The organism is Salinibacterium sp. SWN167 (genome assembly GCF_015864665.1).
Taxonomy (GTDB): Bacteria; Actinomycetota; Actinomycetes; order Actinomycetales; family Microbacteriaceae; genus Rhodoglobus.
This window is the reverse complement of the sequence record NZ_JADYWU010000002.1, coordinates 630,450-646,288: the sequence shown is the minus strand read 5'-3', so window position 1 is coordinate 646,288 and position 15,839 is coordinate 630,450. Positions and strand designations below refer to the sequence as shown.

Below are 15,839 nucleotides of genomic sequence, written 5' to 3'. Positions count from 1 at the left end.
ATGGTCGTTCTCGATGAACGCAGGCCGCTCTACGAGAGCAAAGCGAACCTCTCCATAGGACTCGCGCATCCGTACCGCATCCGGGCGCTCGAGATGCTGTCAGCCGCCGCCGAGGCACCCGTGGCCGACGTGGTTGCCGAGACCGGGCTCCAAGCTTCCCACCTTTCGCAGCACATCTCAGCGCTACGACGCTAAGGCCTCGTTGTTTCTGACCGCCGTGCCAGCGTCGTCTACCACCGCCTCGCACTCCCCCAGATCGCTGAACTGCTGCGCATCGCTGGCGTGCTCCTGAGCAAAATCCCCACCGACGCCGGCTGTGAGAGCGAGGTCGAGGTCGTGCACAGCCTGCATGCGATTCAAGATGCCCGACGAAACGTTTTTGGCCGGCGCTCCTACCCAGCGACAAGGGCTTTCGGACGCCCCTCTAACGAGCTGGCGGCTATCTATGTCGTGAAAACCCTTAGGGCTGGGCGCTGGTTAGAGTCATGTCAGTTCGGTCGGCGATGGCTATCCCTCTGCGTCCGCTCGATCGCCGAGTTCGACGAACGATCTCTCAGAGCCCAAGTAGGCAGTTAGCCCAATGACGCACCCTTGCGACGATTGCATGTCTCGCACAGCAGCTGGAGATTTCGTGATGTATTGCCACCGCCCATCGCAACAGGGATGATGTGGTCGAACTCCAACTTGGCTTGGCTGTTGCACTCGACGCAGTGTCCACCATCACGCTGCCACACCTCGACCCGCACTACCTGTGAGATCGACTCCCGGCGCTTAGGCCGGTCATAGTTGTCGCTTACAGCCTGAAGCGCATGCGCTTTCTCAAGTAAAAGCCGCCGCTTGTTCGCCTCGACGTTGATGAGAGCCCGCACGTCTTCGGCCACGAGACCATTTGGGTCGTCAGCGAAGTAGGCCCACCCTTGAAATAGCCAGAGCTGGCCGTCTATTCTCTTCGGAGCTCGCCAAGCCTTGAGGTCTGAAGTATCCACATTCCTCCGCAACTCAAGTGGAGCAAGCTTTTGGGACTCCACCGATGCGTCGGACAGAAGCCAAGTCCCCTTGCCGTCGCGAGTACGCCGCGCGGTGTAAGCTTTTCGAGTGGCATAGCCTTTGACCTTGAATTCAAGAGTCAAGTTCTTGTCGGTGTCACCACCCCTAGTGTTCGTCAAGAGCTTTAGCGGCCCGCGGCGCCAGCTTGGGTCGATCGTCTGATAAGTCACTACTTGGTCTTCAAAAGTCTTGAAGGCTACCTTATGGATCTTCGTCAATAATGGCACCCAGAGAGTCTACCGAGGACTGCACCATCAGTGCCCCTAGCTCGTTTAAACGCGCACGGTTGCTCAATCTTACGAATCGATACCAAGCCCCGTCGAGTTCCAAGGCGCTGAACAGAGAACGCTGATGCTCCAAGCCTATTGAGAGTTGACGTTACACCCCAGTCGGCCTATCAGCGATAGCGATGATCACGGGGGTTCCATCCATGGCGCTCCTTGCGGCTTTTCCCCCATCGCCGTGCTGGCTCGGCGACATCATCGCTGCTCTCTGCGGACAATCGCTCTGCCTCGCCGAGGCGAGAACGATACCCTCTGCTAGCCAAGTAGTTCTCCGCCTCAGAAAAGCATGTCTCCTTGTATTTTTCCCGGGCGATTGCGTTTCGTCGCACAGCGACCACCAGAACACCCACCGCGCCCAAAAGACAAACCGCCATCACGAGAAAAACGATCGGGCGCCTATCCGCGAGGGGTGTCACTTGTATCAGGAAGCCCCCGCCAACGGTCAATCCGAAGCAAGCCACCGCGAGAATATAGGCAGGCAGTTCCGCCCGGTATTGAATTCTCTTGGGCAGCGGGCCTTTGCCTTTCCCCTGAAGTCCGTAATACGTCGCTTTCTCGTCCCGAGTAAGCAACTGGTCCTTCCAGAATCGGTCTTTAGCCCATGGATCCATCATTCCTCCTCCTCACACTGCTAAAGCGCGGCATCGCGCGATAGCACTTTGCCGTCGCCCAACGGAGCATTCCCCTTCGCAGAGTCGCGAGGCCACGGGTGTGAGCACCTGGGCCAAGGGCGTGAACACCTCAAGGCCCCCAATACAATTCCGGTTCCGCATCGGCGCTCCATAGCCCGATCATAGACCCGGGCTCTCATCGCAGCTCGGTAGTGTTGTTCCCTCTGGAGCGAGTCAGGCCATCGCTTTAGCCTCAAGATTTTGCGGGGAGGGCGCGATGGAAGCCTGCCATAGCATCGACAATAGTTGGCGCCTGATTGCGCGCCGATCATGATGATTGCAGCCGGCTCTCGACGGACCACTCTTATCACGAGGCTTCTGCAGGAACACTCGGTCACCATTGGATGAAGTGGCAGCGGACGCCCGACCGCGCCGTGACTCACCCGCTCGAGCATGCGGAGCTTAAACGGTCCCTAGTCGCCAGCTGATATGATGATTCCATCAATTCAGCAAGCGGGCAAATGTGCATCGCTGCAACCGCACCGATCAGGAGCACATGAATGGCCGTTCTCGATGAGCGCAGGCCGCTCTACGAAATCAAGGCGAACCTCTTCAAAGGGCTCGCGCATCCATACCGCATCCGGGTGCTCGAAATCTTGTCGGCCGCCGACGAAGCCTCTGTCGCAGAGATGCTGACCGCGACCGGCCTCGAAGCCTCCCACCTCTCGCAACACCTCGCCGTGCTGCGCCGCTACGGGCTCGTCGTCTCCGAACGTCGCGCCAGCGTCGTCTACTACCGCCTCGCTCACCCCCAAATTTCTGAACTCCTCCGTGTCGCGCGCGTGCTGCTCGGCGAAATCCTTGCCGACACCGACAGCCAACGCGATCTCGTTGCCGGACTACCCACGATTCCGGATGCCCGATGAAACGTTCCTGGAAAGAGCTCCTGCCGAGCGCGAAAGACTACCGCCTACTGCGCACCAGCTGGCGGGGCGATCTGATCGCGGGAATCACCGTCGGAATCGTCGCCCTCCCCCTCGCCCTCGCTTTTGGCGTGAGCTCAGGAGTGGGCGCTGAAGCGGGACTCATCACCGCGATCGTCGCCGGCATCGTCGCTGCCGTCTTCGGTGGCTCGAACGTGCAGGTTTCGGGCCCCACCGGCGCCATGGTCGTGGTGCTCGCCCCCATCGTCGTCAGCCACGGTGTTGAAGCCGTCGCCATCGTCACCCTGCTCGCAGGCATCATCGTGGTCGTCGCCGGCGTGCTACGCCTCGGCCGCACCGTCAGTTACATTCCGTGGCCCGTGATCGAAGGCTTCACCGTCGGCATCGGCATCATCATCTTCCTGCAGCAAGTGCCCTCGGCGCTCGGCACCGAAGGCACCGAACACCCCACCAACGCCGTGCTCGCCGCCATCGCCTTCGTCACTGCCGCCCAGTGGCCCGCCGCGCTACTCCCCCTTGCCGTTGTTGCCGCCGTGATTGCCATCATGTTGTTACTGTCGCGCATCAGCGGGCGCCTTCCGGCATCCTTCATCGCGATCGCGGTTGTCACCATCGTTGCCCAAGCACTGGATCTCCCACTGGCCACCATCGGCGAGCTTCCCGCATCCTTGCCCTCACCGACCGTGCCGTCATTCGACTTCGACCTGACCACACTCATCGGTCCGGCCTTCGCCGTCGCCGCCCTCGCCGCGATCGAATCCCTGCTTTCTGCCCGCGTCGCCGCCGGCATGGCAGACACCGGCCCCTACAACGCCGACCGCGAACTTGTCGGCCAGGGGTTGGCATCCGTCGCTTCCAGCTTCTTTGGCGGGATGCCGGCCACCGGCGCCATCGCCCGCACCGCGGTAAACGTGCGGTCGGGCGGTCGCACCCGCGTCTCGGCGGTCGTACATGCTCTCGCACTGCTCACCGTCGTGTACCTCGCAGCACAGGTCGTCGCGGTCATCCCGCTGGCAGCGCTCTCGGGCGTTCTCATGGCCACCGCCGCCCGCATGATGTCCCCCACCCTGATCAAGACGATGCTGCACACCGGCAAATCTGAAGCTGCCGTGTTCGTCATCACCGGCATCATCACGGTGAGCTTCGACCTCATCATCGCCGTAGGGATCGGCATCGCTGCCGCCGCCTTCTTCGCCCTGCGCACGATGAGCAAAGCCAGCGGCGTTCACCGCGAAGAACTCCCCGGCTCCCCCGAACCCGGCGACGAACGCATCGCGCTCTTCCGCATCGATGGCTCACTCTTCTTCGGAGCAGCCGAGCGCCTCATCGACCGCATCAACGAACACGAAGGTCTCGAAGTCGTGATCGTGCGGCTGTCGCAACTGCACCTCATCGATGCCACCGGCGCCCACACCCTCACCGAGCTCATCACCGCGCTCGAACGACGCGGCGTGACCGTAATCATCAAGGGCATCCGCCCCGAACATCTGGATGTGTTGAAACGCCTCGGAGTTATCCGCTCGCTGCGGCACCCCAACCACCTGTTCGCCGAACTCGAGCCCGCGATCGAACACGCTCGCTCGCACATTCGCCGCACGATGGTCGCGAACGAGGCAGCGAGCGACGTCTAGCTCAGCGGCGGCGTCACCTTGTTCTTGGCAACCTCAGAAACCCATAGCCCGCTGTCTTTCACGATGCGTTCTTGAGTGTCGTAGTCGACCCGCACGATGCCGAAGCGCTTCGAATAGCCGTAGCCCCACTCGAAGTTGTCGAGCAACGACCACACGAGGTACCCCTGCAGGTTCACCCCGCGCTGCATCGCACGGTGCGCGGCCGTGAAGTGCCGGTTGAGATAGTCGACCCGGTCCGCATCATGCACGCGACCATCCGTGGCCTCGTCGTCGAACGCGGCACCGTTCTCGGTGATCATCAATGGCAGAGCGGGGAATCGCTCGCCCAAATCGACCAGCAGTTCTTCGAGGCCATCGGGCGCGATGTTCCAGTTCATGGCCGTGTACGGGCCGTCTTGCGGCAAGAACTCGACAGTGCGGCTGCCCGGCCACGCGGAGCCGCCCATGTCTTTGTGACCGTCGTTCATCACGCGCTCGCTCACGCCATCCCACATCTTCACCGTGACGGTGGAGTAATAGTTGACGCCCAAGAAATCGATGGGCTGGTGGATGGTCGCCAGATCGCCCGCGTGAACGAATGACCAGTCGGTGACCTCGCTCGTGTCGGCGATGAAGTCATCGTCGTAGCGACCGAGCAGCATCGGACTCGTGAACGCGCGGTTGGCGAGCGCATCGATGCGACGCTTGGCTTCGGCATCCTCGCCCCGAATCACGTGGAAGTTCAGCGTCGCCGACACCTCGGGCGAATTCGTGGCAGCGGCACGGATGCGCGGCACGGCCATTCCGTGAGCCAAATTGAGGTGGTGAACGGCGGCGAGTGCATCAACATCCCGAGCGCGACCGGGCGCATGAGATGCCGAGCCATAGCCCAAGTATGCCGAACACCACGGCTCGTTGAGGGTCGTCCACGTGTGCACGCGATCGCCCAGGGCCGTGGCCGCGAGCTCGGCGTATTCGGCGAACCACAGAGCGGTATCGCGCTCAGGCCAACCGCCCTCGTCCTCGAGTTCTTGCGGCAAATCCCAGTGATACAGAGTGGCGATGGGGCGGATGCCGCGGCTCAGCAGCCCGTCGACCAGACGCGAGTAGAACGACACTCCCTCGGGGTTGATCGGACCCTGCCCACCCGGCTGAAATCGCGGCCACGAGATGGAGAAGCGGTAGGCGTCGAGACCCAGCTCGGCCATGAGATCGAGGTCGGATTCGAGCCGGTAGTAGTGGTCGTCGGCAACGTCACCGGTGTCGCCGTTCCAGGTCTTGCCCGGGGTGTGACTGAAAGTGTCCCAGATGGATTCGGTGCGGCCGCCATCGCGAGCCGCTCCCTCAATTTGATAGGCCGCCGTCGCAGAACCAACGATGAAGTTCGGCGGAAATACGAGACCAGAATCGCGGTAATCGGAGTTCATCTCACAACCCTAAGACCGGGAGCTTCGGTTTGGCCGAAACTATCCCGAGGTTACGGCGACAGGCAGTTAGCCGGTCAATCAACCGTGCGGCTAGAGCGCCGCTGGGTCTTCCAACAACGCCGCAAAAGCGAGCTCAGCCGCCCCGATCATGAGCAGGTCTGCACCGAGCTGAGCGGGCACGATCTGCACGCCCTCGAAGGAGGCTTCGAGAGACTGGCTGCGCACCCGCTCGATCAAGAATTCGGGATCGAACGCGAAGATGGATGCCAAAAAACCACCCAGCACAATCACTTCAGGATTCAACACATTCACTGCGTTGCGCAGCGAGGTGCCGAGGGAGAGCAACTGTCGATGTACCAGCTCGCTCACCGCAGGATCCGTGGATTCGCGCAGTGCAGCATCCAGAGTTTCGGAATCAACGTTGGTGAGGCCGAGCGCCTGCAGCAGGTCAGCACGATTCACTTCGGTCTCGAGGCTGCCCTCTTCACGCGTACCCTTCTCTGCCGCACCGTTTTCCACGCGAACGTGGCCGAACTCTCCCGCATAGCCGGCACGTCCGGTCAGCGGCCGCCCGCCTGCGATGATGCCGCCACCGATACCACTGGCACCACCGTTGAGATAAATGAGGTCATCGATGTCGCGCCCAGCACCGTAGATGTGCTCGCCGAGCGCGCCCACGCTCGCGTCATTGGAGGTAGAGACGGGGTAGCCGGTCGCCTCGGCGAGCAGCTCCGTGATTGGTTCATCTCGCCAATGGAGGTGAGGCGCCCAGCGCACGAGGCCGTCTTCGACGCGCACGAGACCGGGCGCGGCAATGCCGATACCGACGATGCGGCCCGTCGATTCGTACTCGCCGCGCACGCTCTCGATGATCAGGCTCGAGATCTTCACGAACTCGGAAACTGTCGGGGGCGTCTCTGTTTCATAGCGGATGCGCTTCAAGAGCGAACCGTCGAGCCCCACGACCCCGACGGTGATGGCGTCGATCTCGGGGTTGACCGCAATGGCAACGGTGCGAGCATCCGCGTTCACCATCGGTGACGGGCGACCTACTTGCCGAGTGGGATCAGGCTCACTTTCGTAGGCCAAACCCAGTTCGGTGAGCTCGGCTACGAGCGCCGCGATCGTTGAGCGGTTAAGGCCCGTCTGTGCGGTCAGCTGCGAGCGGCGCTGAGCCCCACGGTGAAGCAGGGTCAGCACGCGCGACAGATTGTGCCGCCGAGTGCGATCGCCGCGACCACCCGTGCTGCCTGCGCCAGTCGGCGACGTCAGCGACGACGGCAGCGGCGACGATGGCGGGGTGTTCTGGTTCACGGGCGGTTCCACTCGATTGGCAATAAAACGGTGATGCTAAGACTAGCGACGTCCGGCGCGCCGCTTGCTCATGACGTCGAACGCCACGGCAAGAAGCAGCACGAGCCCCTTGATGGTTTGCTGCCAGGCAGCATCCACCGAGAGGATCGACAGGCCCATGTTGAGCACGCCCATGATGAGCGCACCGATCACAGCACCGATCACCGTGCCGACACCACCGGTGACAGCCGCGCCACCGATGAAGACGGCAGCAATGGCATCGAGTTCAAAGCTCTGACCGGCGGATGCCACGGCACCACCAGCGCGCGCCGTCGTGACGACACCGGCGAGGCCTGCGAGCACACCCATGTTCACGAAGACGAAGAAGTTGATCCACGAGGTCTTCACCCCACTCATCTGTGCGGCGAAAAGGTTGCCACCGATCGCGTACACGTGGCGGCCGAAGACGGTCTGGTTCAACACGAACGTGAACAGCAGAATCAGCACGGCCAGAATGATCAGGATGATCGGGGTTCCGCGGTACGCAGAAAGCTGGAACGTCAGAGCGAGAATGACTACCGCAGCGACACCGTTCTTGATCCAGAACGAAACGCTGCGCTCCACGGGAAGTTCAAGACTGCGTTGCTTGGCGCGGCTGCGCACCTGCTGAGTGATCAGCATTGCTACCGCCAGAACACCCAAGACAATTGTGAGGATGTCGCGACTGCCGCGACCTTCACCAATCGTGCCGAACAACTCGGGCAGCCACCCGCCGCCGATCGCGTTGAACTCACCGGGAAGCGCGTTGATCGTGCCGCCCGTGAGGAACACGAGCGTAAGACCGCGGAACAACAGCATGCCCGCGAGCGTGACGATGAAGGCCGGGATACCCACGAAGGCAACCCAGAACCCCTGCCACGCTCCGACCGCTGCGCCGAGCAAAAGCGAGATGATGACGGCGGCCCACCAGGGCATCCCCCACTGGCTCATTGAGATCGCAGCAACGGCACCGACCATCGCCACGACGGAACCGACCGAGAGGTCGATGTGTCCCGCAATAATCACGATGACCATGCCCACGGCGAGAATCAGCACGTAGGCGTTCTGCTGGATGAGGTTGTTGAGGTTTCCGGGCAGCAGGAGCCGGCCATCCGTCAAGACTTGGAACAGGATGACGATGACTGCGAGCGCGGCGAGGATGCCGTACTGACGCAGGTCGACCCGCATCTTGGGCGGTTTACGAGTGGGGGTGGTGGTGCTCATCGGGTTAGTCCTTTCCCGCGGTCATCAAGTGCATGAGTCGTTCTTGGGTAGCGTCGGCGCGATCAATCTCGCCGGTGATGGTGCCTTCGGAGATCGCATAAATGCGGTCGCAGAGTCCGAGAAGCTCCGGTAGTTCTGAGGAAATCACGACGACCGCTTTGCCCTGGCGGGCGAGGTCGTTGATGATTCCGTAGATTTCGTATTTGGCACCGACATCGATGCCGCGGGTGGGTTCGTCGAGAATCAGGATGTCGGGGCCGGAGAACATCCATTTGCTCAAGACGACCTTTTGCTGGTTGCCTCCCGAGAGGTTGCCGGCGAGCACCGACACGTTCGGAGTTTTGATGTTCATTTGGCCGCGGTAGTCCTCGGCGACCTTGTTCTCCGCAAAGCGGTCAACGATGCCGAAGCGCGAGAGCTTCGAGAGCGCTGCCGCTGAGATATTGACCGCGATGCTGCCGATCAGGTTGAGGCCGAAGTGTTTACGGTCTTCGGTGGCGTAGGCGATGCCGTGGCCGATCGCCTCGCTCACGCTCTTGACCGAAATTTCCTTGCCCTCTTTGAAGGCCGTGCCGCTGATGTGACTGCCATAGGAGCGACCGAAGATGCTCATCGCGAGCTCGGTGCGGCCAGCACCCATGAGTCCGGCGAAACCGACAATCTCGCCCGCCCGCACTGAGAACGAGGCATCATCGACGACCTTGCGCGTGGTGTCGACCGGATGATGCACTGTCCAGTTCTCTACCCGGAACAGCTCATCGCCAATGTCTGGCGTGTGCGGCGGGAACATGCTGTCGAGGTCGCGACCGACCATCGCGCGGATGATGCGTGCTTCAGTGGCATCCGCTTCCTTCATCTCGAAGGTCTCGATGGTCTGGCCATCGCGGATGATGGTGACGGTATCCGCAATCCGGCGAATCTCTTTGAGCTTGTGCGAGATGATGATGCACGTGATGCCCTGGCCGCGAAGGCTATTGATGAGGTCGAGCAAGTGTGCCGAGTCTTCATCGTTGAGGGCCGCGGTTGGCTCATCCAGAATCAACAACTTCACTTGCTTAGAGAGAGCCTTGGCGATCTCTACAAGCTGTTGCTTGCCGACACCGAGTTCGAGCACGGGAGTGCTGGGCAGTTCGTCGAGGCCGACGCGCGCGAGCAACATGGTGGCCTCGCGATTGGTCTTGGGCCAGTCGACGACACCGCGCGTGGCGATCTCGTTTCCGAGGAAGATGTTCTCGGCAATAGAGAGGTAGGGGCTCAACGCGAGCTCCTGGTGAATAATCACGATGCCATCGGCCTCAGAGTCGTTTATCGACTTGTAGGCAGTCTCGTGATTTTCGAAGTTAATGCTGCCGCCATAGCTGCCGACGGGATAGACCCCGCTCAGCACCTTCATGAGGGTCGATTTGCCGGCGCCGTTTTCGCCGCAAATAGCGTGGACGTGGCCGCGTTCCACCTCGAGGCTTACGCCGTCGAGGGCGCGAACGCCGCCGCTAAAGTCTTTGGTGATCTGGTTCATGCTGAGGATGGCAGTCATGAGTGTGCTCCGCTCGCAGTGACTTTCGGGGGGCGGCTACTGTGCCGTCCCCCGAAGTCGAATCGTATTACTGGGATCTAGCCGGGGCTAGAGACCTACGTCTGAGGCCTGGATGAAGCCGGAGTCGATGAGCTTCGACTGCACGTCATCTTTCACAACAACCTCGGGCGCAATGAGGAACGCGGGGACAACCTTTTCACCGTTGTCGTACGTCTCGGTGTCGTTGATCTCGGGCTCTTCACCGGCCATGATCGCCTCAATGAAGCCGAAGACGACGTTGCCCAGCTCGCGGGTGTCCTTCCAGACCGTCATCGACTGTTCGCCAGCGAGGATGTTGACGACGCTCGCCTTGTCGGCATCCTGACCGGTCAAGAGAGGCCAGTCGGTTCCGGCGGTGTAACCAGCGCTGCGAAGCGAAGCGGCAATACCCTGCGCAAGGCTGTCGTTGGGAGAAAGAACGACGTCGATCTTCTCGCCACCGGTGTAGAACGATCCGAGGCGGTTGTCGAGTTCGGACTGAGCCGAGTCAGACTTCCAGCCGAGGATTCCGATGCTTGCCCAGTCATCGTTGCTCGCCGGAGCCTTACCCGAGGGAACAACCAACTGGCCATTCTCTACATAAGGAAGAAGGACATCCCAGGCGCCGGAGAAGAAGAACTTGGCGTTGTTATCGTCGGGGCTGCCGGCGAACGGCTCGAGGTTGAACGGGCCGGCACCATCGGCAAGTCCGAGTTGTTCTTCGATGAACTCACCCTGAAGCTGACCAACCTTGTAGTTGTCGAACGTGGCGTAGTAGTCGACGTCGGGAGTGCCGTTGATCAGACGGTCGTAAGAAATAACCGCGATGTCTTGAGCCTTCGCGTCGGCGAGCACCGGTGCAAGAAGCTCTCCGTCGATTGCTGCGATAACCAGAACGTCGACGCCGGATGCAATCTGGTTCTGGATTTGACTGATCTGGGTGTCGGCCTTGTCGTCTGCGTACTGCAAGTCTGCTGAGTAGCCGGCATCTTCGAGCTGAGCCTTGAGGCCTTCGCCGTCGTTGATCCAGCGTTCTAGGCTGCGGGTGGGCATCGAGATTCCGACACTGCCTTCACTGCCGCCGCCAGTTCCTGCTGCGTCGCTGCTGCAGGCGGCGAGTCCGATAGTCATCACAGTCGCTGCTGCGACCGCGATTATCTTCTTCATTGACATCGTGTTGTCCCTTTCAAATGTGATTGCCGGGCAAAAGCCAGCCGCACGGGGGTATGACCGGCCGGGGCTTGGCTGCGGTCCTCACGAGAGAGACGAAGAGCACGGGCCGGATTACCAGCGCCGTGGAGCGCTACTTCGTTGTATCGCGAGGGGCAGCGGTAAGCGCCCCGTTTTGTTGATAGAGCGAACTTATATTGCTTTATACGTTGAATGCAACAACTTTCGAAAACTTTCGCCAAATCGATACTGAAAGTCAATAAATATAAGGAATTTGACCCACGGTTCGAGATTGACGTGTGTCAGTTGCCAGAGTATGTTGTTCTCAATTACTTATTGCCACTGCTGCCAACGGAGAACCACAATGTCTTTACAACCCACCCCCGCCGACAAATTTTCCTTCGGCCTGTGGACAATCGGCTGGGAGGGAGTTGACCCGTTCGGCGGAGCAACCCGCGCCCCCCTCGACATCGTTCACGGCGTTGAAAAGCTCGCCGAGCTTGGCGCCTACGGCATCACGTTCCACGACGACGACCTCTTCGCCTTCGGATCGACGGATGCCGAACGCCAGAAACAGATCGACCGCCTGAAGCAAGTACTCAGCGACACCGGCCTCATCGTGCCGATGGTCACCACCAACCTCTTCAGCGCCCCCGTCTTCAAGGACGGTGGATTCACGTCGAACGACCGCAGCGTTCGTCGCTTCGCCATGCGCAAAGCAATGCGTCAGCTCGAACTCGGCGTAGAGCTTGGCGCCAAGACCTTCGTCATGTGGGGCGGCCGTGAAGGTGCCGAGTACGACTCCGCCAAAAATGTGCGCGCAGCACTCGAGCGCTACCGCGAATCGCTCAACCTGTTTGGTGACTATGTCACCGAAAAGGGCTACGACATCCGCTTCGCTATTGAGCCCAAGCCCAACGAGCCCCGTGGTGACATCTTGCTGCCAACCGTCGGTCACGCCATGGCATTTATCGAGACCCTCGAACGCCCCGAGCTGTTCGGTGTAAACCCCGAGACAGGTCACGAACAGATGGCCGGGCTCAACTTCACCTCGGGCATTGCCCAGGCGCTGTACCAGGACAAGCTGTTCCACATTGACCTCAACGGCCAGCGTGGAATCAAGTACGACCAAGACCTCGTCTTCGGTCACGGTGACCTGCACAATGCGTTCTCGCTCGTCGACCTGCTGGAAAACGGTGGCCCCGATGGAGGCCAGACCTACACGGGCCCGCGTCACTTCGACTACAAGCCCAGCCGCACCGAAGACGAAAACGGCGTGTGGGTTTCTGCTGCCGCCAACATGCGCAACTACCTGCTGCTCAAGGAGCGCGCTGCTGCCTTCCGCGCCGACCCTGAGGTGCAAGAAGCTCTCGTCGAAGCGCGCGTCCTCGAACTCTCTGAGAACACTCTCGGCGAGAATGAAAGCTATGACGACCTGCTGGCTGACCGTGCCTCCTACGAAGACTTCGATCACGAGGCCTACTTCAACGGCAAGGGCTTCGGCTTCGTTCGCCTCCAGCAGCTTGCTGGCGAGCACCTCATGGGCGCCCGCTAAATGACCCTCGTCGCGGGAATCGACTCCTCAACCCAGTCCTGCAAGATCGTGATTGTGGATGCCGCAACCGGTGCGCTCGTGCGCACCGGCCGCGCCTCCCATCCGACCGGCACCGAGGTTGATCCGAACGCCTGGTGGGTGGCCCTCAACGAGGCCATCACCGAGGCAGGCGGATTGGATGACGTCTCCGCGATCTCGGTCGGCGGCCAACAACACGGCATGGTCGTGTTGGATGCCGCCGGCCGGGTCATTCGCCCAGCCCTGCTGTGGAATGACACCCGCTCTGCGGCCGCGGCCGACGCCCTCAGCGCAGAGTTTCCTGACCTCGCGGAGCGCACTGGCTCGAAGCCGGTCGCCTCGTTCACCTCAACGAAGCTGCGCTGGCTGCGCGACGTTGAGCCCGAGAACGCTGCGCTGGTTGCCGCCGTGTGCTTGCCGCACGATTGGCTGACGTGGCGTTTGCGCGGCTTCGGCCCCGAGAATCCTGCGCTGAGCGAGCTGACCACCGACCGCTCGGACGCGAGCGGCACCGGCTACTTCAACTCGGTGACCAATGAGTACGACCTCGACGTTCTGAGTGCGGCGCTGGGTCGTGATGCCTCGGCGATCACACTCCCCCGCATTGTCGCGCCCGGCGAATCTGCGGGAACGGTTGCTGTCTCTACCCTTGCCGCCTCGGTGACGGCGAGCGCGGCGATCTCGGTGGCGTGCGGCGCTGGTGATAACGCCGGAGCTGCGCTGGGCCTCGGCGCCCGAGCCGGCGATGTCGTCGTCTCGATCGGCACCAGCGGGACCGTCTTCGCTGTTACCGAAATTCAGGTTCCTGACGCCACCGGCACCGTGGCGGGCTTCGCCGATGCGAGCGGCATCTTCCTGCCCCTCGTCGCCACCATGAATGCCGCCCGCGTGCTCGACAGCACCGCCACGCTGCTGGGCGTCACCCACGATGAGCTCGGCATTCTCGCGCTCGAAGCGGCCCCCGGCGCTAGCGGACTCGTGCTGCAGCCCTACTTCGAAGGCGAACGAACCCCCAACCTTCCGGATGCCACCGCAACCCTCTTCGGAATGACACTGGCCTCCACGACCCGGCCGTCACTCGCGCGCGCCGCCATCGAGGGACTACTGTGTGGGCTCGCGGATGGCCTCGACGCTCTCGGCCGCCAAGGAGTTTCCGCCGAGCGCATCCTCCTCATCGGTGGCGCCGCCCAGAACCCTGCCGTGTCGACCATCGCGTCCCAGGTGTTTGCGGTACCGGTCGTGGTTCCCGAGCCCGCAGAGTATGTCGCGCTGGGTGCCGCAGCCCAAGCGGCGTGGGTGCTCGACGGCACACGCCCCGATTGGGCTATCGCTACTGTGGCGGAGCCGACATCCGACTTCCACCCGGTTATTCGGGAGCAGTACGCCCGCTACGCGGTATGATTCGGCTCGCCTTCGTGCACGGTCAGCAGCCCACGTAACAGGCTTTCAAACTGGGATCGCTCCCTTGCGCTGAGCGATTCCAATAGGCGTTCTTCGTTCTCAAGGTGGTCGGCGAGCGCTGCTTCGATGGTGCGCGTTCCTTGCTCGGTGAGCGCAACGCGGATGGTGCGACGGTTGTCGGGATCGATATCGCGCGAGATGAGCCCTTTGGCGACGAGTCGATCAAGCCGATTGGTGATCGCTCCCGAGGTGACCATGGCGCTGGCCGAAAGCGCACCCGCGGTGAGGCCGCGTGGTCCGGCATCCGTTCGCAGCAGGGTCGCAAGGATGTCGAACTCCCCTGGTTGCAGACCGTGCGTCTCGAAGACATCGCTTTGCGCGCGCTCGAGGAGTCGCGTGAGGCGGGACAGTCGCCCGAGCACGCCCATGGCCGAGACGTTGAGGTCGGGGCGCACCGCGGCCCATTGGGCGAGGATGCGATCGACGCTGTCTGTCATGGTGCCTCAGGATCTCTCAACGTTGAATTGTTTGACGAATCCAGCATAACCCGGCTAGATTCTTTAATGTTCAACTATTCAACGCTAAGGAGTTCGCATGCGGCTGCGCGACACCCTCATCACCGCCATTGCCCCCATCGCGTGGGGCACGACCTACATCGTCACCACCGAGCTGCTGCCGACCGGGCACCCCCTCTTCGCCTCCCTCGTGCGCGCTCTGCCTGCCGGCCTGATCGCCATCGCCATCGCCCGCCAGCTGCCCCGCGGCGCCTGGTGGTGGAAATCCCTCGTGCTCGGCGTTCTCAATATCGGCGCCTTCTTCCCCCTACTGTTCATCGCCGCTTACCGCCTCCCCGGCGGAGTCGCCGCCACCCTGGGTGCCGCGCAACCCCTCATCGTCGCCGTGCTCATCGTCGCCGTCTTTCGCCAAAGCGCTCCCTGGCGACTCGTGATCTGGGGCATCATTGGCGCGCTCGGCGTTGCCCTCGTTGTGTTGCGGGCGAGCGCCCAACTCGACACCCTCGGCCTCATCGCCGGACTCGGCGGCACGGCATCCATGGCGCTCGGAGTGCTTCTCTCGAAGCACTGGGGAAAACCGCCCGAGGTGTCGGCGCTCAGCTATGCCGGCTGGCTTCTCACCGCTGGCGGGCTCTTTCTCCTCCCCATCACATTGCTGGCAGAGGGCATTCCGGCGACGCTCAGCGGGCCCGCTGTCGCTGGCTATGCGTGGCTAGGAATCGCCGGCGGCATCGTCGCATACACGCTCTGGTTTCGGGGAGTTCGAATCGTGCCGATTTCATCACTCGCTGTGCTCGGTTTGCTCTCCCCCCTCACAGCGGCTGCGCTCGGCGCGCTTCTCCTTGGCGAACGTTTTAGCGCACTCCAATTGCTCGGGTTTGGGCTGGCTCTTGCGGCAATTGTCGGGGCACAAATTCCCGCTCGCGCACCCGCCTCCATCCCCTCTCGCTGACCCCCGGGGCCGTCGAGACCAGTACCGAATTGGTCTAGATAATTGTCTGACTTCCCAGAAAACACGGCACGTCTTGAGGGGACAGACAGAACGTTCTGGTCAGCATTTATGGGGGCAATTGTTAACGACACCCAAACGGGGGTCTACTACCCCGCTTCGGGGGCTTGCATGCTTCAGTGAGAAAGAACCGCAGAACG

At 61.8% G+C, this 15,839-nt stretch carries 15 protein-coding genes; 6 read left to right on the top strand and 9 right to left on the bottom strand.

The genetic code is table 11. From position 1 onward, the window contains the following. Nucleotides 1–195 carry an ArsR family transcriptional regulator gene (locus tag I6E60_RS12955; protein WP_197180729.1) on the top strand — a complete coding sequence of 65 codons (195 nt, stop codon included), beginning with the start codon at nucleotides 1–3 and terminating at the stop codon, nucleotides 193–195. Here the strand turns inward: I6E60_RS12955 and I6E60_RS12950 are convergent. The 3 genes from I6E60_RS12950 to I6E60_RS12940 all read right to left on the bottom strand — a co-directional run bounded on the left by I6E60_RS12950 (nucleotide 184) and on the right by I6E60_RS12940 (nucleotide 1,945). Continuing rightward, nucleotides 184–360 carry a hypothetical protein gene (locus I6E60_RS12950; RefSeq protein WP_231601541.1) on the bottom strand — a complete coding sequence of 59 codons (177 nt, stop codon included), beginning with the start codon at nucleotides 358–360 and terminating at the stop codon, nucleotides 184–186. The two genes, I6E60_RS12955 and I6E60_RS12950, sit on opposite strands and share 12 nt — an antisense overlap. A gap of 212 nt (nucleotides 361–572) precedes the next feature. Then, complete coding sequence (locus tag I6E60_RS12945) at nucleotides 573–1,274, bottom strand: HNH endonuclease (RefSeq protein ID WP_197180725.1); 702 nt, start codon at nucleotides 1,272–1,274, stop codon at nucleotides 573–575. A 170-nt stretch (nucleotides 1,275–1,444) separates the two neighbouring features. Further along, complete coding sequence (locus tag I6E60_RS12940; protein WP_197180723.1) at nucleotides 1,445–1,945, bottom strand: hypothetical protein; 501 nt, start codon at nucleotides 1,943–1,945, stop codon at nucleotides 1,445–1,447. Between the two features lie 557 nt (nucleotides 1,946–2,502). Here I6E60_RS12940 and I6E60_RS12935 point away from each other — a divergent pair. Both I6E60_RS12935 and I6E60_RS12930 read left to right on the top strand, forming a co-directional pair. Beyond that, entirely contained in the window at nucleotides 2,503–2,868 is a 366-nt protein-coding gene (locus tag I6E60_RS12935; protein WP_197180721.1) for a metalloregulator ArsR/SmtB family transcription factor, read from the top strand. Beyond that, a complete protein-coding gene (locus I6E60_RS12930; protein ID WP_197180719.1) occupies nucleotides 2,865–4,517 on the top strand; it encodes a SulP family inorganic anion transporter in 1,653 nt (550 codons plus the stop codon). Before I6E60_RS12935 ends, I6E60_RS12930 begins: the two co-directional genes overlap by 4 nt. Here I6E60_RS12930 and I6E60_RS12925 read toward each other — a convergent pair. The 5 genes from I6E60_RS12925 to chvE all read right to left on the bottom strand — a co-directional run bounded on the left by I6E60_RS12925 (nucleotide 4,514) and on the right by chvE (nucleotide 11,204). Beyond that, complete coding sequence (locus tag I6E60_RS12925) at nucleotides 4,514–5,923, bottom strand: GH1 family beta-glucosidase (RefSeq protein ID WP_197180717.1); 1,410 nt, start codon at nucleotides 5,921–5,923, stop codon at nucleotides 4,514–4,516. The two genes, I6E60_RS12930 and I6E60_RS12925, sit on opposite strands and share 4 nt — an antisense overlap. Before the next feature lie 90 nt (nucleotides 5,924–6,013). Then, nucleotides 6,014–7,237, bottom strand: a complete 1,224-nt coding sequence (locus I6E60_RS12920) for an ROK family protein (protein ID WP_307841850.1) — start codon at nucleotides 7,235–7,237, stop codon at nucleotides 6,014–6,016. A 42-nt stretch (nucleotides 7,238–7,279) separates the two neighbouring features. Beyond that, a complete protein-coding gene (mmsB, locus tag I6E60_RS12915) occupies nucleotides 7,280–8,479 on the bottom strand; it encodes a multiple monosaccharide ABC transporter permease (RefSeq protein ID WP_197180715.1) in 1,200 nt (399 codons plus the stop codon). Nucleotides 8,480–8,483: 4 nt separating this feature from the next. Beyond that, nucleotides 8,484–10,013, bottom strand: a complete 1,530-nt coding sequence (gene mmsA / locus I6E60_RS12910; RefSeq protein ID WP_197125317.1) for a multiple monosaccharide ABC transporter ATP-binding protein — start codon at nucleotides 10,011–10,013, stop codon at nucleotides 8,484–8,486. 87 nt (nucleotides 10,014–10,100) lie between these two features. After that, complete coding sequence (gene chvE / locus I6E60_RS12905; protein ID WP_304610983.1) at nucleotides 10,101–11,204, bottom strand: multiple monosaccharide ABC transporter substrate-binding protein; 1,104 nt, start codon at nucleotides 11,202–11,204, stop codon at nucleotides 10,101–10,103. 361 nt (nucleotides 11,205–11,565) lie between these two features. Here chvE and xylA point away from each other — a divergent pair, with 361 nt between their 5' ends. Together xylA and xylB are read left to right on the top strand one after the other, a co-directional pair. Beyond that, the gene (xylA, locus tag I6E60_RS12900) at nucleotides 11,566–12,756 is read left to right on the top strand and encodes a xylose isomerase (RefSeq protein ID WP_129073398.1); all 1,191 of its coding nucleotides are present in this window, start codon (nucleotides 11,566–11,568) and stop codon (nucleotides 12,754–12,756) included. Beyond that, nucleotides 12,757–14,175, top strand: coding sequence for a xylulokinase (gene xylB, locus I6E60_RS12895; RefSeq protein WP_197180713.1), 1,419 nt, complete (start codon nucleotides 12,757–12,759; stop codon nucleotides 14,173–14,175). It abuts the gene before it with no gap. Here the strand turns inward: xylB and I6E60_RS12890 are convergent. After that, nucleotides 14,163–14,672, bottom strand: a complete 510-nt coding sequence (locus I6E60_RS12890; protein ID WP_197180711.1) for a MarR family winged helix-turn-helix transcriptional regulator — start codon at nucleotides 14,670–14,672, stop codon at nucleotides 14,163–14,165. The two genes, xylB and I6E60_RS12890, sit on opposite strands and share 13 nt — an antisense overlap. A gap of 97 nt (nucleotides 14,673–14,769) precedes the next feature. Between I6E60_RS12890 and I6E60_RS12885 the strand changes: the two genes are divergently transcribed. After that, nucleotides 14,770–15,642, top strand: coding sequence for an EamA family transporter (locus I6E60_RS12885; RefSeq protein ID WP_197180709.1), 873 nt, complete (start codon nucleotides 14,770–14,772; stop codon nucleotides 15,640–15,642). The last annotated feature ends 197 nt before the right edge of the window (nucleotides 15,643–15,839 follow it).